Origin of the sequence: Kitasatospora sp. NPDC051914, from assembly GCF_040680995.1 — a bacterium.
GTDB lineage: Bacteria > Actinomycetota > Actinomycetes > Streptomycetales > Streptomycetaceae > Kitasatospora.
Map to the genome: position 1 here is coordinate 1 of NZ_JBFAXX010000114.1, position 12,547 is coordinate 12,547.

Genomic DNA, 12,547 nt, shown 5'->3' on the forward strand with positions numbered 1-12,547 from the left:
CCGGCCGGCCCCGGGCCGACCCCGAGCGCGGATTGGTGCGCCCCCTACAACGCCCGGGGGCGCGGGGGGCCAACCGGAGTACGCCGCCCGGGCCCGCCCGGAGCACCGGAGATCAGTTGTGTGCGTGCAGCTCGGCGTTCAGGCCGCCCCACGAGCCGGACCGCGCGATGACCTCGACCGCACCGCTCTGCGAGTTGCGGCGGAACAGCAGGTTGTCCTGGCCGGAGAGCTCGACCGCCTTGGCGATCTTGCCGTCCGGGGTGGTCACCCGGGTGCCGGCGGTCACGTACAGGCCGGCCTCCACCACGCAGTCGCTGCCCAGCGAGATGCCGATGCCGGCGTTGGCGCCGAGCAGGCAGCGCTCGCCGACCGACACGACCTCCTTGCCGCCGCCGGAGAGGGTGCCCATGATCGAGGCGCCGCCGCCGATGTCGCTGTGGTCGCCCACCACGACACCCGCGCTGATCCGGCCCTCCACCATCGAGGTGCCGAGGGTGCCGGCGTTGAAGTTGACGAAGCCCTCGTGCATCACCGTGGTGCCCTCGGCGAGGTGCGCACCGAGGCGGACGCGGTCCGCGTGGGCGATCCGCACGCCCGTCGGGCCGACGTAGTCGGTCATCCGCGGGAACTTGTCGATGCCGTAGACGGCCAGCTGGCCGCCCTGGGCGCGCACGGCCAGGCGGGCCTGCTCCAGGTTCGCCACCGGCACCGGGCCGATGCTGGTCCAGGCGACATTGGCGAGCAGGCCGAAGATGCCGTCCAGGTTCTGGCCGTGCGGCTTGACCAGGCGGTGGCTCAGCAGGTGCAGCCGCAGGTACACGTCGTGCGTGTCGAGCGGCTTGTCGTCCAGCGAGGAGACGACGGTGCGCACCGCGACGACCTCGACGCCGCGGCGGGCGTCGCTGCGCAGCGCCTCGGCGGCACCGGCGCCGAGCGCAGCCTCGGCCTGCTCGGCGGTGAGCCGCACGGTGCCGGCCGGGCCGGGCTCGTCGGTCAGCTCGGGCGCGGGGAACCAGGTGTCGAGGACGGTGCCGTCGGCGGCGATCGTCGCCAGGCCGGCCGCAACGGCGCCGCGGGCGGAAGAGGAGGTTTCAGCAGTCACATCGTGCACGTTAACCAATCGGGGGTGGCCCTGCCGAACGCGCTCACCGTGCGGACATCGCCGAGCTGTTCCCGGGCGCACGCCCTGCGGCCCGCCCGGGGCTCCGTGCAGCGGCCGTCCCGGCCCGAAATCCCGATGACCCGGCGATCACCCGTCGGCAATACTCGACCGGGTGTTCATCTCGATCTCCACCACGGCCACAGCCGATCGCCCGGCCACCGACCTGGGATTTCTGCTGCACAAGCACCCGGAGAAGGTGCAGCGCTTCTCGACTTCCCACGGGGTGGCGCACGTCTTCTACCCGGAGGCGACGGAGCACGCGTGCACGGCCGCGCTGCTCCTCGACGTCGACCCGGTCGCCCTGGTGCGGCAGGGCCGCGGCAAGGGCCGCTCCGGCTCGCCCGACTTCGCCCTCGCCCAGTACGTGAACGACCGGCCCTACGCCGCGTCCTCACTGCTGTCGGTGGCGCTGCGGACGGTCTTCCGGTCCGCCATGAAGGGTGTCTGCGAGAAGCTGCCCGGCCGCGCCGACCTGCCCATGCCGTTGCGGATCTCGCTGCCCGCAGTGCCCGCCACCGGCGGCAGCGAGGGCGGCCCGGCCATGGTGCAGCGGCTCTTCGAGCCGCTGGGCTGGCAGGTGGATGCCGTGGCGATCCCGCTGGACGAGGCGTTCCCCGAGTGGGGCGAGTCCCGCTACGTCCGGGTGGAGCTGACCGGTGAGCTGCGGCTGGCCGAGGCGCTGCAGCAGCTGTACGTGCTGCTGCCGGTGCTCGACGGGGCCAAGCACTACTGGGTGGCCCCGGACGAGGTCGACAAGCTGCTCGCCGCCGGCGAGGGCTGGCTCGGCGACCACCCCGAGCTCGCCCTGATCACCCGCCGCTACCTGGCCCGCCGATGGTCGCTCACCCGGCTCGCGATGGAACGGCTGGCCCTGGCCCGCCTCGCCGAGGCCGACGACAGGGAGGCGGAGGAGCTGGACAACGCGGTGGACGACGACCCGGACACCGAGCCCGCCACCGACGCGGCTCCCGGCAGCGCCACCGACACGGAGGAGGGGAACGGCGCCGACGACGCCCGCCCGGCCCCGGCTCCGTCGGACGACGCCGGGGACGGGGCCGAGAAGCCCGTCCCGCTGGCCGTCCGCCGGCGGGAGGCGATCCTCGCCGCGCTCGCCGAGACGGGCGCCGCCCGGGTCCTCGACCTCGGCTGCGGCCAGGGCGAGCTGGTCGGCGCACTGCTCAAGGACGCCCGGGTGACGGAGGTGCTCGGCGTGGACGTCTCCTCGCGCGCGCTGTCCGCCGCCGCCCGGAAGCTGCGGCTGGACCGCATGACCGAGCGTCAGGCGTCCCGCGTGCGGCTCGTCCAGGGCGCGCTCACCTACACCGACGCCCGGCTCAAGGGGTACGACGCCGCCGTGCTGTCCGAGGTGATCGAGCACCTCGACCTGCCCCGGCTGCCCGCCCTGGAGTACGCGGTGTTCGGCGCCGCCCGTCCGACGGCCGTCGTGGTGACCACGCCGAACGTCGAGTACAACGTCCGCTGGGAGTCGCTGCCGGCCGGTCACGTCCGGCACGCCGACCACCGGTTCGAGTGGGACCGCGCCGAGTTCCGCGACTGGGCCGAGCGGGTCGCCCGCACCTACGGCTACACGGTCGACATCCGGCCCGTCGGCCCGATCGACGAGGAGGTCGGCGCGCCGACCCAGCTCGCCCTGTTCCGCACCACCACCGCCGACAATGCCCCTGAAGGGAGCGTGACCCGATGACCTCCGACGTCCGGCCCACCGGCGGCAGCCTCCCCGACGGCGCCGCCACCGACACCGCAGAGGCCACCGCGGCCGACACCGCCGCCACCGGGGCCGCCGACAGCGGCGCTGTCGAGGCCTCGCCGTCCGCCCGCCGGCTCCCCGTCACCGACGTGTCCCTGGTCGTGCTGATCGGTACCAGCGGCTCCGGCAAGTCCACCTTCGCGCGCAAGCACTTCCTGCCCACCCAGGTGATCTCCTCCGACTACTGCCGCGGGCTGGTCGCCGACGACGAGAACGACCAGTCGGCCTCCACCGCCGCCTTCGACGTGCTCCACTACATCGTCGGCAAGCGGCTCGCCGCCGGCCGCCTCACCGTGGTCGACGCGACGAACGTCCAGCCGGAGTCCCGCAAGGCGCTGATCGAGCTCGCCCGGGACCACGACGTGCTGCCCATTGCGATCGTCCTGGACGTGCCGACCGCGGTCTGCGCCGAGCGCAACCGCAGCCGGCCGGACCGGCAGCTGCCCGCCCACGTCCTGCCGCGCCAGCAGCGCGAGCTGCGCCGTTCGCTCCGGGGCCTGGAGCGCGAGGGCTTCCGGAAGGTGCACGTCCTGCGCGGCGAGGCGGAGGTCGGCGCCGCCGAGATCGTGCCGGAGAAGCGCTACAACGACCTGCGCCACCTCACCGGCCCGTTCGACATCGTCGGCGACATCCACGGCTGCCGCTCCGAGCTGGAGACGCTGCTCGTCCGCCTCGGCTACCGCCTGACCCGGGACGGGCTCGGCCGGGCCGTCGACGCCGAACACCCGGAGGGCCGCACCGCGGTCTTCGTCGGCGACCTGGTCGACCGCGGCCCCGACACCCCGGGCGTGCTGCGCCTGGTGATGGGCATGGTCGCGGCCGGCCACGCCGTCTGCGTGCCCGGAAACCACGAGAACAAGCTCGGCCGGTACATGGACGGCCGCAAGGTCACCGTCTCGTACGGCCTGCAGGAGTCGATCGACCAGCTGGCCGCCGAGCCGGAGGAGTTCCGGGCGCAGGTCCGGGCGTTCATGCGCGACCTCGTCAGCCACTACCTGCTGGACGGCGGCGCCCTGGTGGTCTGCCACGCCGGCCTGCCGGAGAAGTACCACGGCCGCAACTCCGGCCGGGTCCGCTCGCACGCCCTCTACGGCGACACCACCGGCGAGACCGACGAGTACGGCCTGCCGGTGCGCTACCCGTGGGCGGAGGAGTACCGGGGCAAGGCCCTGGTCGTCTACGGCCACACCCCCGTGCCCACGGCGAGCTTCGTCAACAACACCATCTGCCTGGACACCGGCTGCGTCTTCGGCGGCAGCCTGACCGCACTGCGCTACCCCGAGCGCGAGCTGGTCTCCGTGCCGGCCGAGCAGGAGTGGTACGCGCCGGTGCGCCCGCTGCACAGCGACGCGCCCGGCGGCCGAGAGGGCCGTCCGCTGGACCTCGCCGACGTGGCCGGCCGCCGCATCGTCGAGACGGCGCACCACGGCCGGGTCTCCGTCCGCGAGGAGAACGCGGCCGCGGCGCTGGAGGTGATGAGCCGCTTCGCGCTCGACCCCCGGCTGCTCGCCTACCTGCCGCCGACCATGGCCCCGTCCGCGACCTCCCGGCGCGAGGGGTACCTGGAGCACCCCGAGGAGGCGTTCTTCGCCTACCGCCACGACGGGGTGCAGCAGGTGGTCTGCGAGGAGAAGCACATGGGCTCCCGCGCCGTCGTCCTGGTCGCCCGGGACGGCACAGCGCTGGACAAGCGGTTCGGCATCGCCGGGCCCGGTGCGATCTGGACGCGCACCGGCCGGGCCTTCCTCGGCGACGAGGAGCTCACCGGCGCCGTCCTCGACCGGGTGCGGGCGGCCGCCGAGAAGGCCGGCCTGTTCGACGAGCTGGCCACCGGCTGGCTGCTGCTTGACGCCGAGCTGATGCCGTGGTCGCTGAAGGCGGCCGACCTGCTGCGCCGTCAGTACGCGGCGGTCGGTGCGGCGGCGGGCGCCGCCCTGCCGCAGGTGATCGACGCCCTCGACCGCGCCGCCGACCGCGGCCTGGACGTGGCCCACCTGACGGCCCGGCAGCGGCAGCGCGCCCTGGACGCGGAGGCCTTCACCGCCGCGTACCGGCGCTACTGCTGGCCGACCGAGGGGCTCAGCGGCATCCGGCTGGCGCCGTTCCAGTTGCTCGCCGCGGAGGGCGCGAACCTGGCCGTGCTCCCGCACGACCGGCACCTCGACTGGATCGACCGCATGGCGGCCGCCGACGACGGGGACGAGCCGATCCTGCAGCGCACCGGCCGCATGGTGGTCGACACCTCGGACGAGGCGTCGGTCGCGGCGGGCATCGCCTGGTGGGAGGAGCTGACCGCGGCGGGCGGCGAGGGCATGGTGGTGAAGCCGCTGGCCTCGCTCGTCCGGGACGCCGGCGGGCGGCTGGTGCAGCCCGGTGTGAAGGTCCGCGGCCGGGAGTACCTGCGGATCATCTACGGCCCCGACTACACCGAGTACCTGGACCAGCTGCGCCAGCGCTTCCTCGGGCACAAGCGCTCGCTGGCGCTGCGCGAGTACGCGCTGGGCCTGGAGGCGCTGGACAGGCTGGCCGCGGGCGAGCCGCTCTGGCGGGTGCACGAGCCGGTCTTCGCGGTGCTGGCGCTGGAGTCGGAGCCGGTCGACCCCCGGCTGTGAGGCTCTGCAGTGGCCCGGCGCAGCGGTCGGCAGCCTGTGACCTGCTGCCCGGGCCGCCGGCCCGTCCCCGTGAGTGCGGGAGCGGGCCGGGTCACCCGCATCACATCCCTCGTCCCTGCATAGAAATTCCGGTGGTCGTATACACTTCCCATCTCACCATCGATGACCCAGGAGCCCGGCATGGCGTTCAACCTCCGGAACAGGCACTTCCTCAAGGAGCTCGACTTCACTCCCCAGGAGTTCCGCTTCCTGGTGGACCTCGCCGCCCAGCTCAAGGCCGCCAAGTACGCCGGCGCCGAGCAGCCCCGGCTGCGCGGCAAGAACATCGCGCTGATCTTCGAGAAGACCTCCACCCGCACCCGGTGCGCCTTCGAGGTGGCCGCCCACGACCAGGGCGCCTCGACCACCTACCTCGACCCGGCGGGCTCCCAGATCGGCCACAAGGAGTCGATCAAGGACTCGGCCCGTGTCCTCGGCCGGATGTTCGACGGCATCGAGTACCGGGGCCACGGCCAGGCGATCGTGGAGGAGCTGGCCGCCTACGCCGGCGTCCCGGTGTGGAACGGCCTGACCGACGAGTGGCACCCGACCCAGATGCTCGCCGACGTGCTGACCGTCCGGGAGCACTGTGCCAAGCCGCTCTCCGAGGTCTCGCTCGCCTACCTCGGCGACGCCCGCAACAACATGGGCAACTCGCTGCTGGTCACCGGCGCCCTGCTCGGCATGGACGTGCGCATCGTCGCCCCCAAGCAGCTCTGGCCGACCGACGACGTCCAGAAGGCCGCCCGGGAGCTCGCGGAGACCACGGGCGCCCGGATCACCGTCACCGAGTCCGTGGCCGAGGGCGTCGCCGGCGCCGACTTCCTCTACACCGACGTCTGGGTCTCCATGGGCGAGCCCAAGGAGGTCTGGGCCGACCGGATCGCCCTGCTCAAGCCCTACCAGGTGTCGATGGACACCGTCCGGGCCACCGGCAACCCGGCGGTGAAGTTCCTGCACTGCCTGCCCGCCTACCACGACCTCGGCACCGAGATCGGCCGGCAGATGTTCGAGGAGACCGGCATGACCGAGCTGGAGTGCACGGACGAGCTCTTCGAGTCCGCGCACTCGGTGGTCTTCGACCAGGCCGAGAACAGGCTCCACACCATCAAGGCCGTCCTGGTCGCCACCCTGGGCTCCTGACCCGCCGGCCGGTCCGGGCAGGAGCCCGCGACGGCTCAGAAGTCCACGTTGACGCACGCCACCCGGGCGCCCGCCGCACGGGCGCCCGCGGCGTGCACGGTGTGCAGGACGAGCGAGTGCGCCCCGCCGGGCCGGAACGCCCAGCCGACCCGTGTCCGCGTCGCCGCGTCCCCCCGCGCGTCCGTCCGCAGCGCCAGCCGGACCTCGTTCCGGTCGTTGGCGTAGGCCGGGTCGGTGGACGGCTGCACCGGGTCCCGGACATCCTGGTAGTGCGCCCCGGAGGAGGCGGGATCGGCCCCGCAGTACCCGGTGTGCACGTGTGCCGCCAGGTCCGCGGCCGGTGAGGCGCCGGTGAGTTCCACCGAGACCGCCGTTCCGCCGCCGGACCGGGCCACGGTGACCCGGACGTGCGCGCCGTAGGGCACCACGTCCGGCGCATGGCTGATCGCCACCGGCGGGACGAAGACCGAGGCCCGGTCGAAGTCCGCCTCGACGACCGTGCCCGGCGGGGTCAGCGCCGGCAGCAGCAGGAGCGCCGGCAGGGCGGCGGCGAACGGGACGGGCATCGGCACACCTCTCGACGGGCCGCGGCGGACGCCGGGCGGGGGACCGCCCACCACGGTGACCGCCCGCGGTGCGCCGTGCACGTCGCCGTGCCGACGCATCACCCGGACGAGCGGTCACCCCGCGGCGCCACCCCGACCCCTGCGCCCTTCCGAGGCACCCGGACCGCCTCGACGGCAAGTCCTAGCTGTTCCGGCCCCTGCCCGTGGGGCGGTCCGCGGCCGGCTTCCCGGCGGGGGCGGGCCGGATGCCGCGGATCTCGCAGCGCGGCCCGCTGGCCCGCATCAGCCGCAGGTCCGCGGTGACCAGCGGCGCCCCGAGGTCCTCGGCGACCGCGACGTAGGCCGCGTCGTCGGGCGTCAGATTGTCCTTCAGTTCCCAGATCCGTCCGAGCAGCGGCGTCACGTCGACCCGCCGCACGGTCAGCCCGGGCAGCCGGTCGGCGATCTCGGACACCCGCTCGGCCGTCACCTCGCGCGCCAGGTACAGCCCGCGCAGGGACTGCATCACCTCGATCAGTACGTGGTCCGGCGCGGCCCACTCGCCGTCGCGGGCCAGCTCGGCCCGCGCGGCCTCGCCGCGCTCGCCCTCGTCCGCCAGTGCCAGCACCAGCGCGGACGCGTCCACCACGATCATTCAGCTGCCCCCGGCCTGTCTGCTCCGCACCGCCGGCCCGTCCGGCCGTCGGCTCGGCTCAACCGTAGTCGCCCGCCACCCCCGGACGGACAGTCCCGCACGCCCCCCACCGTCCGTTCCCGCCCCCCGTCTGCTTCGACCGCCGCCCCGGGCGCACCCGACCCGGTGCACACCCAACCCCGGTACGCACCCGCCCGTTCAGCCGGAGGCCAGCAGCCCCACCAGCACCGAGCCCGCATTGGCGGTCAGCGCGGCGGCACCGAGCAGCGGCAGCGGCGGCCGGGAGGGGCGCAACAGCACCGCCAGCAGCCCCGCCTCGACCAGGCAGACCGAGGTCTCGGCAAGGGCGAAGGCCGTCCAGTAGGCTGCGGCGGGCCCGTCGGCCGCCTGCCGGAGCAACCACCAGAGCACCGGGTGCGTCACGAGGTTGACCGCGGCGCCCGCCAGGACGACCCGGGCGGCCTTGGCGGCCGGGCCGACCGGCACGGGCGCGGTGACGGCCGCGGTGCAGGTGAGTGCCGCGGTGTAGAGGGGCACCTCGACGAGCAGGGTGAGGGCGAGGGCCAGGGGATACGGCACGGGCGTGATCGTGCCACGGGGAGGTCCGGCATGGCGACAGGCGTGGTGCCGGTGGCGCGGTCGGCCGGCGGCGTGCTGCCGACGGCGGGCTTCGCAGCGGCCGCCGTTCTGGCGCTGGTGCTCGCGCTGCGGGCGCCGGCGACCCTGGCGGTGCTCGGCCTGGCGACCTTCGGCATCCTCCACAACGTCCTCGAGCTGCGTTACGTGGCGGGCCGGTTCGAGCAGGTCCTGGCGGGCCCGTTCCTGCGCCTGCTGCTGGTGCTGATCACCGGCATCGTGGTCTGCCGGCTGCTCCCGCCGGGGGCCTTCTCCCGGACGGCGGAGATCCTGCTGGCGTACGGGCTGCTGGTGGCCGCCTGCCTGTACGCACTGCGCGGGCGCCTGCTGCCCCTGGCCGCGGCTCTGTTGGTGCTGGGGGCCGCCGCGGCGGCCTCCCTGGCGTTCCCGGCGTACCACTTCGTGGTGCTGGCGCACCTGCACAACCTGGTGCCGCTGGTCTTCCTGTGGGAGTGGTCGAGGGTGCTGCCGCGCGGCCGCGGACCGTTCCTGGCGGTCCAGTGCGGCTGGGTGCTGGCGGTACCGGCGCTGCTGCTGGCGGGCGCGCTGGACGGTGCGCTGGCACCGGCCACCGGGGGAGTGGGGCGGCTGGAGGCCGCGTACACGCCGCCGGCCTGGCTGCACACGGCGGCGGGGCTGCGCTTCGTCGCCGTGTTCGCCTTCCTGCAGACCATGCACTACGTGGTGTGGGTGTGGTTCCTGCCGCGGTACGCGCCGGACGCGTCCGCGGCCTTCGAGCGGCGGGTGCCGGTGCTGCGCGGCGGGCGGGCGTGGGCGCTGGGGGCCGCCGCGGGGGCGGCGCTCGCCGTGCTGTTCGCCACCGACTGGGTGCAGGGCAAGGCGCTGTACGCGGCAGTGGCGAGCTACCACGCCTATCTGGAGTTTCCCGTTCTGCTGCTGCTCGTCTCGGGGATCGCCCCGGCCGTGCCGTCCGACCGTCGAAAGGACCTCTTGTGAACGCAACCGCCGTGCTGCTGGCCGACATCGCTCCCGAGCCCCGGGAGACCGCGGGTCCGGTGGTGGTCGTCGTGGTGGGGTTGCTGGTGCTGGCCGGGGTGCTGGCGCTGGTGTGGTTCGCGCGTTCGCGCCGCCGGGGCTGACCTGCTGCAGTTGCGCAGGGGCATCGCCGGGTGAAGTTTGGACGCAGCCATGCACTATGGTTTATCTCGACATCGAGATAACTTCGCACTATCATTTATCTTGACGTCAAGATAGTTGCCGAGAGCCGCACGCCTTCCACATCGGCGGGGTGGGCTTAGCTAAGGCTTACCTTACCATCGGGTGGACCCAGAAGGAGTCAGTCGTGTCCGCGAACAGCTTCGACGCCCGCAGCTCGCTGCAGGTGGGCGACGAGTCGTACGAGATCTTCAAGCTCTCCGCCGTCGAGGGTTCCGAGCGGCTGCCGTACAGCCTCAAGGTCCTGCTGGAGAACCTGCTCCGCACCGAGGACGGCGCGAACATCACCGCCGACCACATCCGCGCGCTGGGCAACTGGGACGCGACGGCCGAGCCGTCCGAGGAGATCCAGTTCACCCCGGCCCGCGTGATCATGCAGGACTTCACCGGTGTGCCGTGCGTCGTCGACCTCGCCACCATGCGCGAGGCCGTGAAGGAGCTGGGCGGCGACCCGTCCAAGATCAACCCGCTGGCCCCGGCCGAGCTGGTCATCGACCACTCCGTCATCGCGGACAAGTTCGGCACCCCGGACGCCTTCGTCCAGAACGTCGAGATCGAGTACGGCCGCAACAAGGAGCGCTACCAGTTCCTGCGCTGGGGCCAGACCGCCTTCGACGAGTTCAAGGTCGTCCCGCCCGGCACCGGCATCGTCCACCAGGTGAACATCGAGCACCTGGCCCGCACGGTCATGGTCCGCGGCGGCCAGGCCTACCCCGACACCTGCGTCGGCACCGACTCGCACACCACCATGGTCAACGGCCTCGGCGTGCTGGGCTGGGGCGTCGGCGGCATCGAGGCCGAGGCCGCGATGCTCGGCCAGCCGGTCTCCATGCTGATCCCGCGCGTGGTCGGCTTCAAGCTCAACGGCCAGCTCCCGGCCGGCACCACCGCCACCGACCTGGTGCTCACCATCACCGAGATGCTGCGCAAGCACGGTGTGGTCGGCAAGTTCGTCGAGTTCTACGGCGAGGGCGTCTCCGCCATCCCGCTGGCGAACCGCGCCACCATCGGCAACATGTCGCCGGAGTTCGGCTCGACCTGCGCGATCTTCCCGATCGACGCCGAGACCATCAACTACCTCAAGCTCACCGGCCGCGACGAGCAGCAGCTCGCCCTGGTCGAGGCGTACGCCAAGGAGCAGGGCCTCTGGCACGACCCGTCGGTCGAGCCGGTCTACTCCGAGTACCTGGAGCTGGACGTCTCCACCGTCGTCCCGTCGATCTCCGGCCCGAAGCGCCCGCAGGACCGCGTGGTCCTGGCCGAGGCCGCCGCCAAGTTCGCCGAGGCGCTGCCGACCTACTCCGCCGAGGCCTCGAAGCCGACCGCCGTCACCGCCCCCGACGGCTCGTCCTACGAGATCGACAACGGCGCGGTCGTGATCGCCTCGATCACCTCCTGCACCAACACCTCCAACCCCTCCGTCATGCTGGGCGCCGCCCTGCTGGCGAAGAAGGCCGTGGAGAAGGGCCTGCACGTCAAGCCCTGGGTCAAGACCACCCTGGCCCCCGGGTCCAAGGTCGTCATGGACTACTACGAGAAGGCCGGCCTGCTCCCGTACATGGAGAAGCTGGGCTTCAACCTGGTCGGCTACGGCTGCGTCACCTGCATCGGCAACTCGGGCCCGCTGCCCGAGGAGGTCTCGGCCGCCGTCAACGAGTCCGACCTGGCGGTCGTCTCGGTGCTCTCCGGCAACCGCAACTTCGAGGGCCGGATCAACCCCGACGTCAAGATGAACTACCTGGCCTCCCCGCCGCTGGTGGTCGCCTACGCCCTCGCCGGCAACATGAACGTCGACATCACCCGCGACGCGCTCGGCCAGGACGCGGACGGCAACGACGTCTTCCTCGCCGACATCTGGCCCTCCGAGCAGGAGGTCGCCGACGTCGTCGCCAGCTCCATCGACCAGGACATGTTCGACAAGGGCTACCAGGACGTCTTCGCGGGCGACCACCGCTGGCAGTCGCTCCCGGTCCCGACCGGCAACACCTTCGAGTGGGACGCCGAGTCCACCTACGTCCGCAAGCCCCCGTACTTCGAGGGCATGGCCAAGACCCCGAGCCCGGTGACCGACATCGCCGGCGCCCGCGTCCTGGCCAAGCTGGGCGACTCGGTCACCACCGACCACATCTCCCCGGCCGGCAACATCAAGCCGGGCACCCCGGCGGCGCAGTACCTCACCGAGCACGGTGTGGAGAAGCGTGACTTCAACTCCTACGGCTCGCGCCGTGGCAACCACGAGGTCATGATCCGTGGCACCTTCGCCAACATCCGCCTGCGCAACCAGATCGCGCCGGGCACCGAGGGCGGCTACACCCGCGACTTCACCCAGGCCGACGGCCCGGTGTCGTTCATCTACGACGCCTCGCAGAACTACCAGGCCGCCGGCATCCCGCTGGTCGTCCTGGCGGGCAAGGAGTACGGCTCCGGCTCGTCCCGCGACTGGGCCGCCAAGGGCACCGCGCTGCTCGGCGTCAAGGCCGTCGTCGCCGAGTCCTACGAGCGCATCCACCGCTCGAACCTGATCGGCATGGGCGTCCTGCCGCTGCAGTTCCCCGAGGGCCAGACGGCCGACACGCTCGGCCTGACCGGCGAGGAGACCTTCTCCATCACCGGTGTCACCGAGCTCAACGAGGGCCGCACCCCGAAGACCGTCAAGGTCAAGGCCGGTGACGTCGAGTTCGACGCGGTCGTCCGCATCGACACCCCCGGTGAGGCGGACTACTACCGCAACGGCGGCATCCTGCAGTACGTGCTGCGCAGCCTGATCGGCTGAGTCCCGCAGTAGAGCACGAGCGGCCGGGCCGCACCCCC

The 12,547-nt window shown here is 72.8% G+C and carries 10 protein-coding genes; 6 read left to right on the forward strand and 4 right to left on the reverse strand.

The window, feature by feature from the left end; all coding sequences use genetic code 11:
• Nucleotides 1-112: 112 nt before the first annotated feature.
• On the reverse strand, nucleotides 113-1,111 hold the full coding sequence (dapD, locus tag AB0M03_RS38105; RefSeq protein WP_363500885.1) for a 2,3,4,5-tetrahydropyridine-2,6-dicarboxylate N-succinyltransferase: 999 nt from the start codon (nucleotides 1,109-1,111) through the stop codon (nucleotides 113-115).
• A 163-nt stretch (nucleotides 1,112-1,274) separates the two neighbouring features.
• On the opposite strand from dapD, the gene AB0M03_RS38110 reads away from it, so the two are divergent.
• The 3 genes from AB0M03_RS38110 to argF all read left to right on the forward strand — a co-directional run bounded on the left by AB0M03_RS38110 (nucleotide 1,275) and on the right by argF (nucleotide 6,724).
• On the forward strand, nucleotides 1,275-2,867 hold the full coding sequence (locus AB0M03_RS38110; RefSeq protein ID WP_363500888.1) for a 3' terminal RNA ribose 2'-O-methyltransferase Hen1: 1,593 nt from the start codon (nucleotides 1,275-1,277) through the stop codon (nucleotides 2,865-2,867).
• Nucleotides 2,864-5,542, forward strand: a complete 2,679-nt coding sequence (locus AB0M03_RS38115) for a polynucleotide kinase-phosphatase (RefSeq protein WP_363500891.1) — start codon at nucleotides 2,864-2,866, stop codon at nucleotides 5,540-5,542. The genes AB0M03_RS38110 and AB0M03_RS38115 overlap by 4 nt, the downstream gene beginning before the upstream one ends.
• 180 nt (nucleotides 5,543-5,722) lie before the next feature.
• Nucleotides 5,723-6,724 carry an ornithine carbamoyltransferase gene (gene argF / locus AB0M03_RS38120; protein WP_363500894.1) on the forward strand — a complete coding sequence of 334 codons (1,002 nt, stop codon included), beginning with the start codon at nucleotides 5,723-5,725 and terminating at the stop codon, nucleotides 6,722-6,724.
• Between the two features lie 35 nt (nucleotides 6,725-6,759).
• On the opposite strand, the gene AB0M03_RS38125 is transcribed toward argF, so the two are convergent.
• The 3 genes from AB0M03_RS38125 to AB0M03_RS38135 all read right to left on the reverse strand — a co-directional run bounded on the left by AB0M03_RS38125 (nucleotide 6,760) and on the right by AB0M03_RS38135 (nucleotide 8,503).
• Entirely contained in the window at nucleotides 6,760-7,290 is a 531-nt protein-coding gene (locus AB0M03_RS38125) for a superoxide dismutase family protein (RefSeq protein ID WP_363500897.1), read from the reverse strand.
• Between the two features lie 181 nt (nucleotides 7,291-7,471).
• Nucleotides 7,472-7,924, reverse strand: a complete 453-nt coding sequence (locus tag AB0M03_RS38130) for a type II toxin-antitoxin system VapC family toxin (RefSeq protein ID WP_363500900.1) — start codon at nucleotides 7,922-7,924, stop codon at nucleotides 7,472-7,474.
• 198 nt (nucleotides 7,925-8,122) lie between these two features.
• Nucleotides 8,123-8,503, reverse strand: coding sequence for a hypothetical protein (locus AB0M03_RS38135; protein ID WP_363500903.1), 381 nt, complete (start codon nucleotides 8,501-8,503; stop codon nucleotides 8,123-8,125).
• 30 nt (nucleotides 8,504-8,533) lie between these two features.
• On the opposite strand from AB0M03_RS38135, the gene AB0M03_RS38140 reads away from it, so the two are divergent.
• The 3 genes from AB0M03_RS38140 to acnA all read left to right on the forward strand — a co-directional run bounded on the left by AB0M03_RS38140 (nucleotide 8,534) and on the right by acnA (nucleotide 12,509).
• A complete protein-coding gene (locus AB0M03_RS38140) occupies nucleotides 8,534-9,517 on the forward strand; it encodes a hypothetical protein (RefSeq protein WP_363500906.1) in 984 nt (327 codons plus the stop codon).
• On the forward strand, nucleotides 9,514-9,660 hold the full coding sequence (locus AB0M03_RS38145; RefSeq protein WP_363500908.1) for a hypothetical protein: 147 nt from the start codon (nucleotides 9,514-9,516) through the stop codon (nucleotides 9,658-9,660). The genes AB0M03_RS38140 and AB0M03_RS38145 overlap by 4 nt, the downstream gene beginning before the upstream one ends.
• 203 nt (nucleotides 9,661-9,863) lie before the next feature.
• The gene (gene acnA / locus AB0M03_RS38150; protein WP_363500911.1) at nucleotides 9,864-12,509 is read left to right on the forward strand and encodes an aconitate hydratase AcnA; all 2,646 of its coding nucleotides are present in this window, start codon (nucleotides 9,864-9,866) and stop codon (nucleotides 12,507-12,509) included.
• The last annotated feature ends 38 nt before the right edge of the window (nucleotides 12,510-12,547 follow it).